The 17201-nt window shown below is 64.9% G+C and carries 19 protein-coding genes and 1 pseudogene; 8 read left to right on the forward strand and 12 right to left on the reverse strand.

Annotated elements, in window-relative coordinates:
- Positions 1–90: 90 nt before the first annotated feature.
- A complete protein-coding gene (locus NKJ11_RS10670; RefSeq protein ID WP_502895816.1) occupies positions 91–591 on the reverse strand; it encodes a hypothetical protein in 501 nt (166 codons plus the stop codon).
- A 157-nt stretch (positions 592–748) separates the two neighbouring features.
- Positions 749–1075 (reverse strand): DUF1330 domain-containing protein, encoded by a 327-nt coding sequence (locus NKJ11_RS10675; RefSeq protein WP_352611171.1) that lies wholly within the window; start codon positions 1073–1075, stop codon positions 749–751.
- Positions 1076–1249: 174 nt separating this feature from the next.
- Here NKJ11_RS10675 and NKJ11_RS10680 point away from each other — a divergent pair, with 174 nt between their 5' ends.
- The 5 genes and pseudogenes from NKJ11_RS10680 to NKJ11_RS10700 all read left to right on the forward strand — a co-directional run bounded on the left by NKJ11_RS10680 (position 1250) and on the right by NKJ11_RS10700 (position 4801).
- A complete protein-coding gene (locus NKJ11_RS10680; RefSeq protein WP_127297522.1) occupies positions 1250–1942 on the forward strand; it encodes a winged helix-turn-helix transcriptional regulator in 693 nt (230 codons plus the stop codon).
- Between the two features lie 64 nt (positions 1943–2006).
- A pseudogene (gene ada, locus NKJ11_RS10685) lies at positions 2007–3118 on the forward strand (bifunctional DNA-binding transcriptional regulator/O6-methylguanine-DNA methyltransferase Ada).
- Between the two features lie 12 nt (positions 3119–3130).
- Positions 3131–3358 carry a hypothetical protein gene (locus NKJ11_RS10690; RefSeq protein WP_352611169.1) on the forward strand — a complete coding sequence of 76 codons (228 nt, stop codon included), beginning with the start codon at positions 3131–3133 and terminating at the stop codon, positions 3356–3358.
- Positions 3359–3515: 157 nt separating this feature from the next.
- Positions 3516–4061, forward strand: coding sequence for a methylated-DNA--[protein]-cysteine S-methyltransferase (locus NKJ11_RS10695; RefSeq protein ID WP_352793255.1), 546 nt, complete (start codon positions 3516–3518; stop codon positions 4059–4061).
- Complete coding sequence (locus tag NKJ11_RS10700) at positions 4058–4801, forward strand: 2OG-Fe(II) oxygenase (protein WP_352793256.1); 744 nt, start codon at positions 4058–4060, stop codon at positions 4799–4801. The genes NKJ11_RS10695 and NKJ11_RS10700 overlap by 4 nt, the downstream gene beginning before the upstream one ends.
- Positions 4802–4825: 24 nt before the next feature.
- On the opposite strand, the gene NKJ11_RS10705 is transcribed toward NKJ11_RS10700, so the two are convergent.
- Both NKJ11_RS10705 and NKJ11_RS10710 read right to left on the reverse strand, forming a co-directional pair.
- Positions 4826–5089 (reverse strand): dihydrofolate reductase family protein, encoded by a 264-nt coding sequence (locus tag NKJ11_RS10705; protein ID WP_352793257.1) that lies wholly within the window; start codon positions 5087–5089, stop codon positions 4826–4828.
- Positions 5050–5424: a dihydrofolate reductase family protein gene (locus tag NKJ11_RS10710; protein WP_352793258.1), complete on the reverse strand. Its 375-nt coding sequence runs from the start codon at positions 5422–5424 to the stop codon at positions 5050–5052. Before NKJ11_RS10710 ends, NKJ11_RS10705 begins: the two co-directional genes overlap by 40 nt.
- Positions 5425–5527: 103 nt before the next feature.
- On the opposite strand from NKJ11_RS10710, the gene NKJ11_RS10715 reads away from it, so the two are divergent.
- Positions 5528–5944 (forward strand): winged helix-turn-helix transcriptional regulator, encoded by a 417-nt coding sequence (locus tag NKJ11_RS10715; protein ID WP_023813870.1) that lies wholly within the window; start codon positions 5528–5530, stop codon positions 5942–5944.
- Positions 5945–6066: 122 nt separating this feature from the next.
- Positions 6067–7314, forward strand: a complete 1248-nt coding sequence (gene dinB, locus NKJ11_RS10720; RefSeq protein WP_352793259.1) for a DNA polymerase IV — start codon at positions 6067–6069, stop codon at positions 7312–7314.
- 14 nt (positions 7315–7328) lie between these two features.
- On the opposite strand, the gene NKJ11_RS10725 is transcribed toward dinB, so the two are convergent.
- From NKJ11_RS10725 to NKJ11_RS10760, 8 genes are all read right to left on the reverse strand, one after another.
- Complete coding sequence (locus NKJ11_RS10725) at positions 7329–7661, reverse strand: excalibur calcium-binding domain-containing protein (protein WP_128305750.1); 333 nt, start codon at positions 7659–7661, stop codon at positions 7329–7331.
- Positions 7662–7794: 133 nt separating this feature from the next.
- Positions 7795–8817 carry a cupin domain-containing protein gene (locus NKJ11_RS10730; protein ID WP_352793261.1) on the reverse strand — a complete coding sequence of 341 codons (1023 nt, stop codon included), beginning with the start codon at positions 8815–8817 and terminating at the stop codon, positions 7795–7797.
- Positions 8818–8957: 140 nt separating this feature from the next.
- Positions 8958–10559, reverse strand: coding sequence for an FGGY-family carbohydrate kinase (locus tag NKJ11_RS10735; protein ID WP_352554548.1), 1602 nt, complete (start codon positions 10557–10559; stop codon positions 8958–8960).
- A 160-nt stretch (positions 10560–10719) separates the two neighbouring features.
- The gene (locus NKJ11_RS10740; RefSeq protein ID WP_031214035.1) at positions 10720–11448 is read right to left on the reverse strand and encodes an SDR family oxidoreductase; all 729 of its coding nucleotides are present in this window, start codon (positions 11446–11448) and stop codon (positions 10720–10722) included.
- Between the two features lie 21 nt (positions 11449–11469).
- Positions 11470–12729 carry a sugar ABC transporter permease gene (locus tag NKJ11_RS10745; RefSeq protein ID WP_352793262.1) on the reverse strand — a complete coding sequence of 420 codons (1260 nt, stop codon included), beginning with the start codon at positions 12727–12729 and terminating at the stop codon, positions 11470–11472.
- A complete protein-coding gene (locus NKJ11_RS10750; RefSeq protein WP_023814428.1) occupies positions 12726–13547 on the reverse strand; it encodes an ATP-binding cassette domain-containing protein in 822 nt (273 codons plus the stop codon). Before NKJ11_RS10750 ends, NKJ11_RS10745 begins: the two co-directional genes overlap by 4 nt.
- A gap of 90 nt (positions 13548–13637) precedes the next feature.
- Positions 13638–14726, reverse strand: coding sequence for an ABC transporter substrate-binding protein (locus NKJ11_RS10755; protein ID WP_127270010.1), 1089 nt, complete (start codon positions 14724–14726; stop codon positions 13638–13640).
- Between the two features lie 245 nt (positions 14727–14971).
- Entirely contained in the window at positions 14972–15856 is an 885-nt protein-coding gene (locus NKJ11_RS10760; RefSeq protein ID WP_031214037.1) for an AraC family transcriptional regulator, read from the reverse strand.
- A gap of 536 nt (positions 15857–16392) precedes the next feature.
- Here NKJ11_RS10760 and NKJ11_RS10765 point away from each other — a divergent pair.
- Positions 16393–17175 carry an SDR family oxidoreductase gene (locus tag NKJ11_RS10765; RefSeq protein ID WP_352722041.1) on the forward strand — a complete coding sequence of 261 codons (783 nt, stop codon included), beginning with the start codon at positions 16393–16395 and terminating at the stop codon, positions 17173–17175.
- The last annotated feature ends 26 nt before the right edge of the window (positions 17176–17201 follow it).

Raw genomic sequence — 17201 nt, forward strand, 5'->3', positions numbered from 1 at the left:
CTTTTCCTCGCCGAAAGCGGCCGCTGGGCCGGAGCTGCCAACTGTCGCGGAGGGCGACCAGGCGGCATTGACGCCGCCTGGCTTCATTGCTTACTGGCTCGGCGCCATCGTGTGTTCGCATGACACTTTCGGGTTCATGTCGGCGAAAGTGCCGGTCGGGTTGCCCCTCCAGGCCCAGACATGCAGTTCGTAGAATTCGCCCAGGCCATAGCGGTTGGGCGCGCTGTTGAAATTGAACAGCTGTCCGTCCAGCGACGCCGGCCCCTTCGAGGTGATGTATTCGACCGCCACCAGTTGCAGCGTGCCGTCGGCCATCGGCTCGTACATCACGGCCTCAGGCCGGGCGATATCGATCTTGTCGTCCTTCAGATATCCGCCGTTGACATAGTGGATGCCCATGGCGCCACCGGTGATGCCGCTGGCGCAGGGAATGGGCGCATAGCCCTCTGATGTAGCGGCCTTGACGTCGAGAAACCGGCTGTTGGCGGCCCGCACCTTGTCGGCCAGCGGATTGAGGCCGGCCACCGGCGCGGCGGCTTCCTGATGCGCCTGTGCGAAGGTGGTGCAGACAGCCAGCATGGCCCCGGCCATGGCAAGCTTATTGTGAAAGTTCGATATCATCTTCATTCCATTCTTCTTGAAAAAGCCCAGCTGGCCGGCCGCCGAAAATACGGAGGCCCGGCGGGCAAGCGCTGTGACTGTTGTTGCTTGGAGATCCCGAAATCGATGTGACGACTACCGGGAAGGATCATCCCTTCGGCAGATACGGGATCGTTCCAGCCAGATCGGTGTTGTCGATCATCTGGAAACGGCTGTCGCTACCGCCCCGACGGGCCGAAACGAAGGGCGCATAGGCCGGATCGTTGGCGAAGGCGCGGGCCGCCGCTTCCGACGGGAACGCCATCAGGGCGATCAGCGTGGTGTCGAGCGGCTTGCCTTCAAGCGTCTTCACATTACCGCTGCGCGACAGATATCTGCCGCCATGCTTGTGGACGAGGTCGTGCACCGATGCGGCGTAGGCCGGCACCCATTGCGGGTCGTTTATCTTGATGTCTGCGATAACGTAAGCGGTCATGGTAGTCTCCTGGTTGCGGCGCACAGGGTATCCCGTGCAACCGGCCAAAGGGCTCGCATGGCAAGGCGCTCGCCAACCAGTCCGCGATCTGTACTGGGGCAGTACAGTTTCCGTACTGGCCGCTTCATTCATGAAGGCCTAATGTTCGGCCAGGTTGGAGGGAGAGGCGCAATCATGAACCAGCACGGATACAAGCAATTCTGCCCGCTATCGATGGCCGCGGAGGTGCTGTGCACCCGCTGGACGATGGTGCTGATGCGCGAATTGGTGGCGGGTTCGACCCGCTTCAACGACCTGCGCCGCGGTGTCCCCAAAATGTCGCCAACCCTTCTGTCGCAACGGCTGAAGGAGCTTGAGATCGCCGGGATCGTCGAGCGCGGGGAGGTCCGGGGCGAGAAGGGGATCTTCGATTATCGGCTGACGGAGGCCGGCCGCGATTTGCGCCCAGTCGTCGAGGCGATGGGCTTCTGGGGGCAGAAATGGGTCGAGTCCCGGCTGTCGCTCAAGAACCTCGATCCGTCATTGCTGATGTGGGACATGCGGCGCAATTTGAACCCCTCGCCGCTGCCCGAGGGACGCACGGTGATACAATTTCTGTATCAGGACCTGCCGGCGTCCAAACGGTCATGGTGGCTGATCGTCGAGAAGCACGGCGAGGTCGATCTGTGCTGGTACGATCCGGGTTTCGACGTCGACCTTTACGTCTCGACCGATCTGCACACCATGACGGCGATCTGGATGGGACTGCTGACCGTCGAGAAGGCCGGCGCCAAGGTTGCCCTGACCGGCGACCAGGCCATTGGCAGGAAGATGCAGACCTGGCTCGGGCTCAGCCCGTTCGCGGTGGAGCCCAAACGCGCGGCTTAGGAGAGTGGGGCTCTTGGCAGGAAACGGGTGGCGAGGCCGGCTTTTGGCGGCTTCAATGCCGGCCATGTTCATCACCCTGGCGAAAAATCTGAAATCCGCGCCGCCGCAAATCGCCGACGATCCGCGCTGGGCGCGTATCGTTGCGCGCGACAAGTCGGCCGACGGCGCATTCTGGTATTCGGTGGCGACGACCGGCGTCTATTGCCGGCCTTCCTGCCCGTCGCGGCGCGCCAATCCGAAAAATGTGCAACTGCACGGCACGCTCGATCAGGCCAGGACAACCGGCTTTCGCCCGTGCCGGCGCTGCAACCCGGATGGCCCATCGCTCGAGGCCGGTAATGCCGCGATGGTCGCCGATGCCTGCCGCAGGATCGAGCAGAGCGAGGAAGAACCGTCGCTCGCTGAGCTGGCTGATGCCGCCGGCCGTAGCGCCGGTTATTTCCATCGTATCTTCAAGGCGGCCACCGGGCTGACACCGAAGGACTATGCCGCCGCGCACCGCGCCGCCCGGGTCGCCAGGGCCTGGAAGACGGCGCAAGCGTGACGACGGCGATCTACGATGCCGGTTTCAATTCAAGCGGACGTTTTTACGAGAAATCCACCGGGATGCTCGGCATGACGCCGACGCGCTATCGCGCCGGCGGCGCTGATGAAGAGATCCGCTTCGCCGTCGGCGAGACTTCGCTCGGCGCCATCCTGGTCGCGTCCAGTCAAAAGGGCGTCGCCTCGATCCTGCTCGGCGACGATCCCGACGCGCTTGTGCGCGACCTGCAGGACCGTTTCCCCAGGGCGCGGCTGATCGGCGGCGACCGCGACTACGAGGCGCTGGTCGCCCGCGTCGTCGGTTTCGTCGAGGCTCCGGCGCTGGGCCTCGATTTGCCGCTCGACGTGCGCGGCACCGCGTTCCAGCGGCGCGTCTGGCAGGCCTTGCGCGACATCCCCGCCGGCCGCACGGTTTCCTATGCCGAGATCGCGCAGCGCATCGGTGCGCCGAAGGCAACCCGCGCCATCGCCGCCGCCTGCGCCGCCAACAATCATGCCGTCGCCATTCCCTGCCACCGCGTGATCCGCAGGGATGGCGCCCTGTCCGGCTACGCCTGGGGCGTTGAGCGCAAGCGCGCACTGCTGGAGCGTGAGGCGGCGTCCGACAATGCCAACCGGTCAATTCGGGCCTGACCAGGACCGGCAATGCGCGCGATGGCAAGGTCTCCCACCACCGATGCGACCAGCCGGACCCAAGCTGTCGGCAGCCGGCGCGCCGAAGGCTCGAAGTTACTGGTGATGGCGGCCATTGGCGAGATGGTCGATCACGGCAGAGCCGAATGGAGCCGCACCGCGGCCGGCGAGATCGAGCTGCGGTTGTTGACGGGTGAGGTGTTTTTGCTCGGCGAGGTCGCTGTTACTCGTGTCGCGTAAAACGGTTCAAGTCAGTGCTCTACGGCGCCCCCCTCTGTCCGGCAGAGGGGGGGGCGCCGTAGAGCACCTACCTTCGAAATTCGAATTTGAAAGCAAGCACCGGAGTGAGCGCGAGAAGCCGTCCCTGTAGGGTTCACGCACAGACGCAATGAACCTCATGCAAACCCAAATGGCGCCGCCGGCGAGCGTCCCCAATGCCTTCGACACCATAAGCTATGCCATCGGTGAATCCGCAATCGGCGACGTCCTGGCAGCGCGCAGCCAGATCGGCGTCTGCGCCATCCTGATCGGCTCGGACGCCGACGCGCTGGAGCGGGACCTTGGCCATTGCTTCCCCGACAAGATACTGGTCGAGGACGAGGCCGCACTGCGCGACGATCTCGCGACAATCGCGCGCTTCATCCAAATGCCCGGCGTCGGCCTCGACCTGCCGCTCGACATGCGCCACGGCACGCCATTCCAGCAACAGGTTTGGGATGTGCTGCGCAGCATCCCGTGCGGCGCCACCATCCGCTACACCGCACTGGCTCGCCGCCTCGGCCAGCCGAATGGCGCCCGCGCCGTGGCGACCGCCTGTGCGGCCAACGCGATCGCGCTGGGCATTCCCTGCCACCGTGTCGTCCGCGCCGACGGCTCACTGGCCGGTTACCGCTGGGGTGTCGAACGCAAACGCGCCCTGCTCGACAAGGAGGCTACGATATGAATGCCCATGCCAAAATTGCCAGATCGGTGATCGAAGCCGCCGAGACACGCGTCGCCGGTTACGACTGGCCGGCCCTTGCCGCCGAACTCGACGGCTTCGGCTGTGCCGTGATCGAAAAGCTGTTGTCGCCCGAGGAGTGCCGGCGGATCGCCGACCTCTATTCGGATGAGAAATATTTCCGCAGCCACATCCATATGGCCAGGCACGGCTTCGGCAAGGGCGAGTACCGCTATTTCCGCTATCCCTTGCCCGACCTCCTGGGTGGCCTGCGCAGCGCGCTCTACCCCAGGCTGGCCGAGGTCGCCAATCGGTGGAACGAGCGCATGGGGCAGGCCATGCGTTATCCCGCGACGCACGCCCCGTTTCTCGATCAGTGCCATGCCGCCGGCCAGTCACGGCCGACGCCGCTGCTGCTGCAATATGTGCCTGGCGACTTCAACTGCCTCCACCAGGATCTCTATGGCGACCTCGCCTTTCCGCTGCAGGTGGCGATCCTGCTCTCCGAACCGGGCCGGGATTTCAGCGGCGGCGAGTTCGCCCTGACCGAGCAGCGCCCGCGCATGCAGAGCCGGGTCGAAGTGGTGTCGCTGCGCCAGGGCGACGCCGTTGTCTTCGCCGTCCACAACCGGCCGGTGCAGGGCACCAAAGGCAATTACCGGGTCAACCTGCGCCATGGCGTCAGCCGGTTGCGCTCAGGCATGCGCCACACGGTCGGGATCATTTTTCACGATGCGAAGTGACCAGGGAGAAGATGGAGGTCCCCCTCACCCCGCCGGCGCATAGCGGCTGACCACCATGCCACAGGCATAGGCCTTCGAGCCGAGTAGCCGCAGGTTCCTAAAACCGCCCTGATCAAAAATCCGGCGGCCCGCACCCAGCACCGCCGGGTTGATGAAAAGCTGGAACTCGTCGACCAGCCCGGCCGCAATCAGCGCCGACGCGAAACCGGCGCCGCCGAACACCGCCATGTCGCCGCCCTCGCCCGCTTTCAGCGCATTGACTTCGCGCGGCAGGTCGCCGCTGACCACACTGGTGCGCTCCCAAGCCGGCTCCGAGGCCGATTGCTTGAGCTTGTTGCTGAGCACCACCTTGGGGAGTCGACGATGCGCTGCGCAAAGGCGTAGAACGGATCGCGCGGAAACTTCTTCGCCGCATTGCCCCAATGGGTGAGATAGCCCTCCTGCGCCATCTTGCGGCTGAGCAGGATGGTATCGACGCCTGCGAAGACGGCGTTAAAGTCCTGCTTCAGCGCACCGTCCCAGGCGCTCTCGTCACCCCACTCCCAGAGCTGCCAGGAATGGTCCTCATTGGCGCCGACAAAGCCGTCGACCGACATCTGCATCTGCAGGACCAGCTTTTTCACCGTCATTCTCCTCAGGGCCATCGCAAAACAGTTTACATTTGGAACCGTTGACGCAAGGCCAAAACGATGTCAATAGTAAAGTGATTTAAAAATGGAACCATAGATGTCGACGCGCGAAAAGTCCGGCTGCCCGATCAACCTGTCACTCGAACTGATCGGCGACCGCTGGACGCTGCTCATCGTCCGCGACATGGTCTTCGCCGGGAAAAAGCACTTTCGCGAATTCCTGCAATCCGACGAAGGCATCTCCTCGCGCACGCTGGCCGAGCGACTGCAAACGCTTCAGGAGGAGGGCATCCTCACCCGAAGCGACGACCCGACGCATGGCTTGAGAACCGTCTACCGGCTGACCGAAGCAGGCATCGACCTCTTGCCGGTGCTGGCGACGCTCGGCGCCTGGGGCAGCAAGCACCGCAAGGCCGACGATAAGCTGGCCAGGATTGCCGACGAACTGGCGGCAGGCGGCGAAGCGGCGCTGGAAAGGATGAAAGCGGCGCTGCGAGCGGAGCATATTGTCTAGGCGGTTGCGTTCAGGCGGAACCGGCATGGCTGTTGCCGCACAAATCGCCCTTCCCTTGACAATGATCCATCTTTGTTCTTTATTTGTTCCAATCTATCAGCAACTGCGGATGTGCGGTCGGGATGGAAACGACAGCCACCATCCTGCATGCCGATCTCGACGCTTTCTACGCCTCGGTCGAGCAGTTGCTCGATCCGTCGCTGCGCGGCAAGCCGATCGCGGTGGGCGGCGGTGTCGTGCTCGCCGCTTCCTACGAGGCCCGCGCCTTCGGCGTGCGCGGCGGCATGCCCGGGCGCAAGGCGCGCGAACTCTGCCCGCATCTGATCTTCGTCGGTGGCAATTTCAGCCATTACCAGCGGCTAGGCGACGCGGCGATCAAGGTGCTCGACGATTTTACGCCATTGGTCGAGCGCATCTCCATCGACGAGGCCTTTGCCGACGTTGCCGGCTGCACGCATCTGTTCGGCTCCCCACAGGAGATCGCCACGACGATCCGCAGCCGGGTACGCGCCGAACTCGGCCTGCCGATCTCGATCGGCGTCGCCCGCACCAAGCATCTGGCCAAGATCGCCTCGCAGGTGGCAAAACCCGATGGGCTGGTGGTCGTCGAACCCGGCAGCGAGCTCGCTTTCCTGCACGACCTGCCGGTCGGGCTGATGTGGGGCGTCGGCTCGGCGACCAAAGCGCGGCTGGCGGAAATCGGCGTCGAGACCATCGGCCAGCTGGCCAGGACGCGCAGCGGCGCGCTGACGCGGCTGCTCGGCCCCGCCGCCGGCGAAAAGCTCGCCGCGCTGTCATGGAACCGCGACCCGCGAAAACTGGAGACGAAGCGCCGGGCGCATTCGGCCGGCGCGCAATCGGCGCTTGGCCGCAAGCCCGCCGTAGCTGACGTCATCGTGCCAACCCTGCTGCATCTGGCCGACCGCGTCGCCAGCCGGCTGCGCGCCAAGGCGCGGCCCGGCCGCACGGTGACGGTGCGCGTGCGCTTTGCCGATCTCAGCGCCGTCACCCGCTCGATCACGCTTGACCAGGCGATCTCGGCGACCGCGATGCTGGCCGAGATCGCCGGCGATCTGGTGCGCGGCGTGCTTGCCGACAACCCCCACGAGAGAACGATCTCGCTGCTGGCGATCTCGGTCTCGCATCTCGAGGAAAGCTTCGAATTACAGCTCGAACTGCCGCTCGATCTCGCCGACGAGAAGCAGAGGCCCGGCACCCGAAAAGGCCTGGCACGCTTTGACGCCGACCGCGCCATCGACAATATCCGCGAACGCTTCGGCAAACAGGCGGTCGGCTATGGCACGGTGGCGCTGGAGGCGGCGCGCTCGGTGCCGGATGAATTCAGGGAACTGGCGGAGAAGGAGCTGTGAAGCCAAGGCAAAGGCTATGGGCCGGTACGCGAGTAACGATGGACCCGAACGCCAGTGGAGCTTGCCCCGTGTCGTCGGCTTGCCCCGTGCCAGGGCTCGCAGGCTATGCCGTCATGGTCGGCATCGTGAGTCGGCCAATAGCCAGGTTCGCCCCTGCGGGCGGCCGTGCAGTTCGGGAACGCGGCAAGGTGCCTCAGCACCGAGAGAGGCGTATCAAACCGAATGCCGACGAAGCCATAGACGATATAGCCCGACAACAGAATGAACGGCGCGAACAAAGCCACCCATCTCAGCCTGCCAAGGCGGCGGTGATAGCGTGAAGGCCATCGCAAGAATGGCAGGAGCATCCCCGCCAACTCCCCCGTTGAAGTGCCCGAACCAGACTAGCGTCACCCAGGTAGGGTGGCAACAACGCCTATCTCCGAACGGTTCTCGCGTTCAGAGCGCGGCTATTTGAGTCGGATATCGACACTTTCAGTTCTACGCTTCGCCATCCCAATACCGCCTAACCCCGGCCATATCGAAAATGCCGTCGCGCCGGCGCAAGGCGTCGACCGCCATCTTGTTGGAATCGGGATAGACGCAGACCTCGTTGGGGTTTTTCTCGCCGATCATCAGATAGCGGCACGGTCCCGTACCGCTGTTGAGGAAGGAATGTCCAACCGCCAGGCCGGCCGGAAAGCAGACATAGTCGCCGGCTTTCATCTCGTGGCGCGCCTCGCCAAGCAGCAGCGTCACCTGCCCTTCCAGGATCAGCGCATGCTCTTCTTCCAGCATATGGTAGTGCCTGGGCGCCAGGCGCATGCCGGGGGCCGGCGCCTCGATCAGCACGCCGACATGGTAGTCGGGCCGTCCCAAGGCGGCACAGGTGAGGTGTTTGGACCGACCACCGAACCGCGCCCCCTCGCCTTCCTGTTTCCACTCGACAGCATCGCTGGCGACCGGCGGGATCGGCGCGGCCGGGGCCTTGGTGACACCGGCCGTCACATCCGACGGCAACGGATCGCCGGCGGCGAGGCCGGTGCTCTCACCGTCCCAGTAGGTTCGGGTCGCCGCGAGATCGAAGATCGCACGGCTGCCCAAGGCGCGCACCAGCACCTTGTTGGAGGCGGTGTAGACGACAACGTCGTTCGGGTTGCGCTCGCCGACGAGGACGTAGCGGCAGAGTGCGTCGCTGGTGTTGATGAGGCAATGCCCCGCCGCTGCACCTGCCGGAAAGCAGATGTAGTCGCCGGCCTTCATGGCGTAGGCGGCGTCGCCGACATGCGCGGTAAGCATCCCCTCGAGGATGAAGACATGCTCTTCCTCGAAAATATGGTAATGCGCCGGCGAAGTCTGCTTGCCCGCCGGCAACTCCTCGATCGCCACGCCGACATGGTAGTTTTCGCCAAGCGCGGCCAGCGACAAATGGCGATAGCGCACGCCGAAGCGCGGCACATCGGACCATTCCGTCCACGGCACCTCATCCGATGCGAATGGCACGGGCGCTTTCTCGTCAGCCATTGGGGCCTCCTGATCCTGTCGCCCTGCCCTCGTCGCAAGCCGCAGGAGGGTCTACGACAGAACAAAGCTGCCAGCTTCCGGCATCATCGCCAAGCGGTGTTCGCCACGCTCCTGACAGAGCCCGACAGGAGCCGCTCGCTTCAGCCTCGGATGGCCCTGCCGGCCTGCTGCAGCAGCTCGAACGCCGCGAAGCGCTTCGCGTGCCAGCCGGCCAGCGTAGCGTCGGGATGATAGACCTCGCCGAGTTCCGACATGCCGGCCATTGCCGCCGCCACATCCTTGTAGGTCCCGGCGGCGACGGCGCCCAGCATCGCCGAGCCGAGCAGCACCGGTTCCGGCGAAGTCGACGCCACCACCACCATGCCTGTCGTGTCGGCAAGCAGCTGGCGCACCAGCGGACTTTGCCCGGCGCCGCCACTGATGACGATGGTGTCGACGGCAATGCCTTTGTCATGCTCGGCCCGCACGATCTGGCGCGCGCCATAGCCCAGCCCGCAGACCCCGGCGACATAGAGCCCGACCAGGCTGTCGAGGCTGGTGTCGAGATCGAGCCCGGCGATCAGCGCGCGTGCGTCCGGGTCGGCGAAAGGCGCGCGGTTGCCAAGGAATTCCGGCACGACATGGATGCCGCCGACCAAGGCCGGCGTCGCCGCTGCCCCGTTGCGGCTCTGCGCCTGCAGCGACAGCCAGGCGCTGAGGCTGAGCCCCTCGGCCTGCGCCTTGGCGGTCGCTTCGCCGGCCGCCGGATGCATGCGCACTAGATGGTCGATGGCCGCACCCGCCGCAGATTGGCCGCCCTCGTTCAGCCACAGGCCCGGCACCATGGCCGAGAAATACGGACCCCAGACGCCGTCGACGAAGGCCGGCTCGGCGGTCGACGACATGGTGCAGGCTGAGGTGCCGAAGACATAGGCCATGCGCGACAGAACGCTGCCGAACGCGCCGCGCGCGCCGACCGTACCGACGCCGCCGGCATGCGCGTCGATCAGCCCCGCCGCCACGGCCGTGCCGGGGCGCAGGCCCAGATCCGATGCCGCCTGCGCGGTCAGTCCGCCGCCGAGCGCGGCACCCGCCGGCACGATCTGCGTGCCGATGCGCGCGAACCCCTCGTCGGCCAGGCTCCCTAGTCCGATGGTGCGGAAATAGGCCTCGTCCCAGCGGCTTTCATGCGCCAGATAGGTCCATTTGCAAGTCACCGTGCAGACCGAGCGGGCAAGGCTGCCGGTCGCGCGCCAGGTGAGGAAATCGGCGAGGTCCATGAACTGCCAGGCGGCGTTGAACGTGTCGGGCAGGTTTTCGGCCAGCCAAAGGAGTTTCGGCGTTTCCATTTCCGGCGAGATGACGCCGCCGACATAGTTCAGCACCGCCTCGCCGCTGCGGTTGATGCGGCGCGTCTGCTCGACCGCGCGGTGATCCATCCAGACGATGATGTTGCGTTCCGAATTGCCGGACTTGCTTACCGGCAGCGGCACGCCGCCCTCGCCCAGCACCACCAGCGAACAAGTGGCGTCGAACCCGATGCCGGCGATGGCCTCAGCTGCCACGCCCGATTGAGCGACCGCTTCCCGCGTGGCCGCGCACACCGCCCGCCAGATGTCGTTGCTCGACTGCTCGACAATGTCGCCGGCCTCGCGCCAGACCTCGATGTCCCGCTTGGCCGAGGCGAGCAAGGTGCCGGTGTGGTCGAACACCCCGGCCCGCGCGCTGCCGGTGCCGACATCGATGCCGAGATAATGGGGCATGAGGAACCTCCGGTTCAGGGAATAGGGGATAGGCAGTAGGCAGTAAGCGATTAGTTAGTAGGATAGGACGCGCGAAGCACTTTTGAGCGGGGCCTGTAAGACTGTGTCTACATCTTCCTATTGCCTATTGCCTATTGCCTATTCCCCATTGCCTACTGCCTCACAAATCATTGCTCTGCGGCAAAATCACCAAATCCCGGATCGTCACGTTGCGCGGGCGGGTCAGCATGAACATCACCGCTTCGGCCACTTCGCGCGGCTGCATCAGGCCGCCGGCGGCGAGTTCCTCTTCGAGCTTGGCCTTCGGCCAGTCGTCGACCAGCGCCGTCACCACCGGACCCGGCGCCACCGCACCGACGCGCAGGCCGTGCTTGGCGACCTGGCGGCGCACCGTGTGGACGAAGGCCTGCACCGCGTGCTTGGAAGCCGTGTAGATCGGCTCCCAGACCACCGGGACCAGACCGGCGATCGAACTGGTGACGATGATGTCGCCGGTCTTGCGTTCGATCATGTGCGGCAGCACCGCCTGGATCGAGCGGAAGCAGGCATTGATGTTGAGGTTGAGCATCCGGTCCCAGGCGTCGGGATCGCCGGTCGCTACCTCGCCGCCGACATAGGCGCCGGCATTGGCATGGAAGATGTCGAGCTGGCCGGCTTTCTCCAGAATCTGCGGCATCATGGTGGCGACGCTTGCCGGCTGCATCAGGTCGATCACCAACGGGATCGCCTTCGAACCGAGCTCGGCGCACAGTTTGTTCAGCGTCGCCTCGGCACGGTCGACCAGCACCACTGTGGCGCCGGCCGCCAGCATGTGCCTGGCGCATTCGAGGCCGATGCCTGATGCCGCGCCGGTGACGGCGGCAACTTTTCCGGACAGTTCTTCGCTCATGTCTTGCTCCTGTTGATGGGTTCAGGCCCGGCCATGCGAGACACGCGAGCGGCGTGCTAGCGAGTCGACGATGACCGCGATGGCAAGCACGGCGCCGGTGATCATGTACCGAAGCGACGAGGACAGATCGAGCAGCGTCAGGCCGCTGGCGATCGACTGGATGACGATGATGCCGAGCAGTGCCGAATAGGCGCTGCCGCGGCCGCCGAACAGGCTGGTGCCGCCAATGACCGCCGCCGCGATGGCGTTGAGGTTCACGTCGCCGGTGCCGGCCTGCTGGCTGGCCGAGGCAAGGCGGGCCGCCGACAGCACGCCGCCGAAAGCGGCCAGCATCGAGCACAGCACGAAGGCGCTCGAATAGATCAGTCGCACATTGATGCCGGCGCGCCTCGCCGCCTCGGGGGTGGCGCCAACCGCCGACATCGAGCGGCCCCATTTGGTCCGCGTCAGCGCGTAATGCATTGATATGACCAGGCCGACGAACAGGCCGAACATCCACGGAATGCCGCGCGCCTGGTTGAGATAGAAGACGATGAGTTCGAGGATGACCGTGATCACCACCGCGCGCGTGACGAGCCCGCCGGTCGACGGCGCCGACAGATTGGCGGCGCGGCGGCGCGCGACGGTGCGCAGGCCGGTGACCAGCATGACGATGCCGGGCACGGCCGCCAGAGCGAACGAAACAAACTTCGGCATCATCAGCAGCTGGCCGAAATTCACCAGGTTCGAGCCATACGGCAGATTGATCGAGCCGGTCGAGCCGAGGATATAGAGCTGCAGGCCAAGCACCGCCAGCAGGCCGGCAAGCGTCGAAACGAAACTCGGCATGCCGAGTCGATTGAACAGCAGCGCATAGAGCGCGCCAATGAAGCCGCCGACGGCCACAGCGGCGAGGATGGCGAGCGCCACCGGCCAGCCCTGATTGACCCACAGCGTGCCCACCATCGCCGAGGCAAAGCCACTGATCGAACCGACCGACAGGTCGATTTCGCCGACCATCAAGACGCAGACGATGCCGAGCGCAATGACGCCGACGGTGGAGCAATCGAACAGCAGATTGACCAGATTGCTGCTCGACAGGAAGATCGGATTGATGCTGGCGAACACCGTCCAGATGATGACCAGCCCGACGATCACCGGCAGCGAACCGAGATCGCCGGAGCGGACCCGATCGAAGAACCTGCGGATGGCGCCGCCGATTCCCGCCTCATGCTTGACGCGCACATCGGCGCGGTCGAGCTGCGGCGGCACGGAGGCGGCCTGTTCGGCTTCACGGCTCATGGGCGTGGCTCCTGGGTTTGCTCGTGCCTGGCCTGTCTGCGCTCGGCGCGCCGCGACACCGAATTGTTCGACGCGCCGGTGATGGCGCTGACCAGTTCCTGGTTCGAGGCGTCGGGCGAGAAGATGCCGTTGTTTCGGCCAAGCCGCAGCACGACGATGCGGTCGGCGACGGCGCGCACGTCTTCCATATTGTGGCTGATGATGACGACGCCGAGGCCGCGGTCGCGCACGCGCTCGATCAGGTTGAGCACTTCCGCCGTCTGTGCCACGCCAAGTGCGGCCGTCGGCTCGTCGAGCAGGATGAGCTTGGGTTCGAGCAGCAGCGAGCGGGCGATCGCCACCGTCTGGCGCTGGCCGCCCGACAGCGAAGCGACCACTTCGCGAACGCTTGGGATGCGCGCCGATAGCTCGTTGAGCAGCGTCCAGGCGCGCACCTCCATCGCCACCTCGTCCAGGCGCAGCGGGCTGAGCTCACGGCCGAGGAAGATGTTGGCGACGATGTCGAGGTTTTCGCACAGCGCCAAATCCTGGAACACGGTGGCGATGCCGAGCGTCAAAGCCGCGCTTGGATCTGCAAGCGTCACCTGCTTGCCGCGATAATTAATGGTGCCCGAACTCGGCTGATGCACGCCGGCCAGGATCTTGACCAGCGTCGACTTGCCGGCGCCATTGTCGCCGACCAGCGCCACCACCTCGCCGGCATGGACATCGAGATCGATGTCGGTGAGCGCCGACACGGCGCCGAAATTCTTCGAAACGCCACGCAGGCTGAGCACCAGCTCGCCTGCCGGAACCGGTTCGTCCGCGGTATCGATCATGCCTGGAAGCCTTTCAAAACCGGTTCATGGATTGAGCGCTGTCTGGCCACCGCGTGGGCGGCCAGACAGCGGAGCGGGCAAGGGTCGCGGTCAGTTCCCGATGCCCAGCTTCTTGCAGCCCTCCGCGTAACGATCGACGCAGAGCTCGGCCGCGGTGTTGATCTTCTTGTCGATGATCTCGGCCTTTAGGTTTTCCTGCGTCACCACGGCCGGCGTGAACAGCTGCGAGGGCGTGTCGTACAGCGTCATCTCGGCCTTCGGCGTTTCGCCCGAAAGCAGCTTGATGGCGATGTTGGCGGCGGCCGCCGCCACGATCTCGCTCGGCTTGGAGATGGTGTTGTACTGGTCGCCGGCGATGATCAGCTGCAGTGCCGCGATCGTCGCGTCATTGCCGGTCACCGGCGGCACCGGATCGACGCCGGCCGCCTTGAAGGCGGCGATGGCGCCGCCACCGGTGCCGTCATTGGCGGCGACGACGCCGAGGATTTTTGGTCCGAAGCGGGTGATCTGGCCTCCGGCCCATTGCTGCGCCTTCGGCGGCGCCCATTCCGGCGTGTCGTATTCGGCCAGGATCTTGTAGCCGCTGTTGTCGAGGCCGGCATGGATGCCCTTCTTGATCAGGCCGGCCGCCGCGTCGGTCGGCGAGCCGTTGATCTGCAGCACGCCGCCGCTGGCCGGATCGACCTTCAGCGCCTTCAGGTGCTCGACCAGCGAATCGGCGATGGCCTTGCCGATGCCTTCATTGTTGAACGACACATAGAAATCGGCCGGCGCGGTCGGGATCGGCCGGTCATAGGCGATGACCTTGATGCCCTGGCTCTGCGCCAGCTTGACCAGCGAGGCGGCGGCGGTCGAGTCGACCGGGTCGAGCACGATCGCCTTGGCGCCCTGCGAGATCACCGAGTTGAACTGCTGCTGCTGGCGCGAGGCGTCGGCATCGGCATTCTGGTAGAGCACCTTGCAGCCCGGGCACAGCTTCTTCATCTCGGCAGCGAAGCCGGGATAATCATGCTGCTCGTAGCGGGTCGAGGCCTGGTCGGGCATCAGGAAGGCGACGGTGGCGTCGGTAACTTCGGCGGCCCTGGCGATCGCGGCGGTGCCGGCCAGCAGCGACAGCGCAAGGGCTGCCACGCCGGCGGACTTGCCAGCAGACTTCAATGAAGATGAAAGTTTGGTCATTCGGTCTTCTCCGTTTCTGATATGGTTGTAAGAAGGTCGTTGACTGCTTTGGTCTGAAGACACCCATCCGCCCTCGCCCAAACTGCATTGGGAACCGGGACCCGGCGCCGGCCTTTCGAGCCGCGCCGACAACCTCCGCCTACGGAGGAATTCGAGACAAGCGTTCTCTATCGCGAACCGCTCCACGCGGCTCACGTCGTCATGCAAAAGAAAAATCCTCCCTTGGTTCCTCCCTGGCTCCTCCGTTAAGCGGCTTTGCCCGCGTTGATGTTGTCGGCCAGCAGGCGCCTGAAGCGCGAGGGCGGCATGCCCTTCTCCGCCAGGAACTGCCGGTTGAAATTGGACAGATTGTTGAAGCCGACCTCGTAGCAGATGTCGGTGATCGAGGCCTGCTCGTCGCTCATCAGGATCTGGCAGGCGAGATTGATGCGCAGCCGTTTGACATACTGCACCAGCGACATGCCGGTGTGACGGCGAAACGAGCGCGAGAAGGCGCCGGTCGACTGGCCGGCGATGGCGGCGAGATCCGCCTCGTCGAACAGCTGCGTCAGGTTTTCCCTGATATAGGCGAGCGCCTTGTTCATGCCGGCGGTCATGTAGCCGGAGGGATCGGGCCGGTAGCTGGCGCTGGCCAAAAGCTGGAATTCCTGGGCGCGGCTGAGCAGGCCGGCGATCATCATGAACAGCTCGATGCGGCGCACGCCTTGCGCCTGCATCATCTCTTCCATCAGCGGCGCCAGCGCCTTGCTGGTGCGGCTGGAAAACAGCACGCCGCGCCGCGACGCTTCGAGCAGGTGCCCCAGCCCCGCCAGCTCCGGCAGCACATGCATGGCATCGCCGATGAAACTTTCGGAAAATTGGATGATGCGGCCGCGCAGCGGGATCGAGCTGTCCCTGGGGATGTCGCTGACCCAGTTGTGCGGCAGGTTCGGCCCGGTCAGCACCAGATTGCCCGGCTCGAACTCGCCGATGAAATCGCCGACGAAATAGCGTCCGTTGGTGAAGATCACCTGATGCAGTTCATATTCGGGATGGAAGTGCCAACGCACCGTGTGGAAGGGGTAGCCATGCGACCACGCCTTGAAGGACTCACCGCGTCGTATCTGGACTACTTCCAGGTCCGGTTCCATGTCCGTTTCCTCCCAGGCCAGCACGGATATTTGCCGCGTTCGGCCCAATTCCCTAAACCGGCCGAATTGGTTTCGGCTCTGCATTTCAAGAGCCAAGGTACCGGCTCATGACAACAGGCGCCACCACGATTCAAGACAACGGATGATACTTTTTTAACCGGGAGGCGGCGCTCAGAGGCGTTATTCGGGCAGAACAGGTCAGTCCTGCTGACACGTTCGCTCAATTGACCAACGACAACGCCGCCGCCGGACAGGAATTCCGACGTGTCCGGTGGGCGCCTGGCCTACCGCAAGAACCCACCGAAGATCGGATGCGATGGCGCTTGCCGTGAACGCATTGACGAGCTGAGTGTCCGACTTGCGCTTCACGACATTCCCCGGTGATTGGCGGATCAGGCAAGCACGATCTTCAAGGCCGATTCAGTCTATGGGCTCACATGAGGCCGCCAACACTTTCGAACAAGATTTCCAAGTTCCATGTTGTAAAACGATCGTGCCGCGCTAGCCTGAAACCAGATGCGATGCGGGGGAGAGGAATGGAGCTTCAGCTCAACGGCAAGGTGGCGCTGGTCACCGGCTCGACGCAAGGCATTGGCCGCGCCATCGCCGAGACCTTGGCGCGTTCCGGCGCCGGCGGCCTGCTCGTCACCGGGCGTGATAAGGCCCGCGGCGATGCGGTGGCGGCGGAGCTTTCGCAGCTTGGCACACCAACGCTCTTCGTCGCCACCGACCTCGCCGACCCGGCCGCCCCTGCCCTTTTGGCGCAAGCGTGCATCGAGCGCTTCGGCCGCATCGATGCGCTGGTCAACGCCGCAGGGCTGACCGACCGGGCCTCGTTCCTCGATGCCGATCTCGACGGCTGGGCCTCGCTGTTCGCGGTCAACGCGCGGGCACCGTTCTTCCTCATGCAGGCGGCCATCGCCGACATGAAGAAGCGCGGTCAGGGCGGCGCCATCGTCAACATCCTGTCGATCAACGCCCATTGCGGCTCGCCGGAGCTCGCCGTCTATTCCGCCAGCAAGGGCGCGCTGGCCACGCTGACCAAGAACGCCGCCAACGCCCATCGCTTCGATCGCATCCGCGTCAACGGCATCAATGTCGGCTGGACCGACACGCCGGCCGAACGCGTCATGCAGGCCGACACGCTGGATAACGGGCCGGGCTGGCTCGATGCCGCCAACGCCTCGCAACCTTTCGGCCGCCTGTTCTCGACGAGCGACATCGCGAACCTCGCCGTCTTCCTGCTTTCGGATGCTGCCGGGCCGATGACCGGCACGCTCGTCGACCAGGAACAGTGGGTGATCGGGGCGAACCGATGAGCGCCAGCGAAACGCAAGCGCCCTGC

The organism is Mesorhizobium sp. M0243 (assembly GCF_040321775.1).
In the GTDB taxonomy this organism is placed as follows: domain Bacteria; phylum Pseudomonadota; class Alphaproteobacteria; order Rhizobiales; family Rhizobiaceae; genus Mesorhizobium.

Excerpts from the sequence above, each read along its gene's own strand:
- NKJ11_RS10670 (WP_502895816.1), bottom strand. The coding sequence starts at position 591 with ATGGCCGGGGCCATGCTGGCTGTCTGCACCACCTTCGCACAGGCGCAT.
- NKJ11_RS10675 (WP_352611171.1), bottom strand. The coding sequence starts at position 1,075 with ATGACCGCTTACGTTATCGCAGACATCAAGATAAACGACCCGCAATGG.
- NKJ11_RS10680 (WP_127297522.1), top strand. The coding sequence starts at position 1,250 with ATGAACCAGCACGGATACAAGCAATTCTGCCCGCTATCGATGGCCGCG.
- NKJ11_RS10690 (WP_352611169.1), top strand. The coding sequence starts at position 3,131 with ATGCGCGCGATGGCAAGGTCTCCCACCACCGATGCGACCAGCCGGACC.
- NKJ11_RS10695 (WP_352793255.1), top strand. The coding sequence starts at position 3,516 with ATGCAAACCCAAATGGCGCCGCCGGCGAGCGTCCCCAATGCCTTCGAC.
- NKJ11_RS10700 (WP_352793256.1), top strand. The coding sequence starts at position 4,058 with ATGAATGCCCATGCCAAAATTGCCAGATCGGTGATCGAAGCCGCCGAG.
- NKJ11_RS10715 (WP_023813870.1), top strand. The coding sequence starts at position 5,528 with ATGTCGACGCGCGAAAAGTCCGGCTGCCCGATCAACCTGTCACTCGAA.
- dinB (WP_352793259.1), top strand. The coding sequence starts at position 6,067 with ATGGAAACGACAGCCACCATCCTGCATGCCGATCTCGACGCTTTCTAC.
- NKJ11_RS10725 (WP_128305750.1), bottom strand. The coding sequence starts at position 7,661 with ATGCTCCTGCCATTCTTGCGATGGCCTTCACGCTATCACCGCCGCCTT.
- NKJ11_RS10730 (WP_352793261.1), bottom strand. The coding sequence starts at position 8,817 with ATGGCTGACGAGAAAGCGCCCGTGCCATTCGCATCGGATGAGGTGCCG.
- NKJ11_RS10735 (WP_352554548.1), bottom strand. The coding sequence starts at position 10,559 with ATGCCCCATTATCTCGGCATCGATGTCGGCACCGGCAGCGCGCGGGCC.
- NKJ11_RS10740 (WP_031214035.1), bottom strand. The coding sequence starts at position 11,448 with ATGAGCGAAGAACTGTCCGGAAAAGTTGCCGCCGTCACCGGCGCGGCA.
- NKJ11_RS10745 (WP_352793262.1), bottom strand. The coding sequence starts at position 12,729 with ATGAGCCGTGAAGCCGAACAGGCCGCCTCCGTGCCGCCGCAGCTCGAC.
- NKJ11_RS10750 (WP_023814428.1), bottom strand. The coding sequence starts at position 13,547 with ATGATCGATACCGCGGACGAACCGGTTCCGGCAGGCGAGCTGGTGCTC.
- NKJ11_RS10755 (WP_127270010.1), bottom strand. The coding sequence starts at position 14,726 with ATGACCAAACTTTCATCTTCATTGAAGTCTGCTGGCAAGTCCGCCGGC.
- NKJ11_RS10760 (WP_031214037.1), bottom strand. The coding sequence starts at position 15,856 with ATGGAACCGGACCTGGAAGTAGTCCAGATACGACGCGGTGAGTCCTTC.
- NKJ11_RS10765 (WP_352722041.1), top strand. The coding sequence starts at position 16,393 with ATGGAGCTTCAGCTCAACGGCAAGGTGGCGCTGGTCACCGGCTCGACG.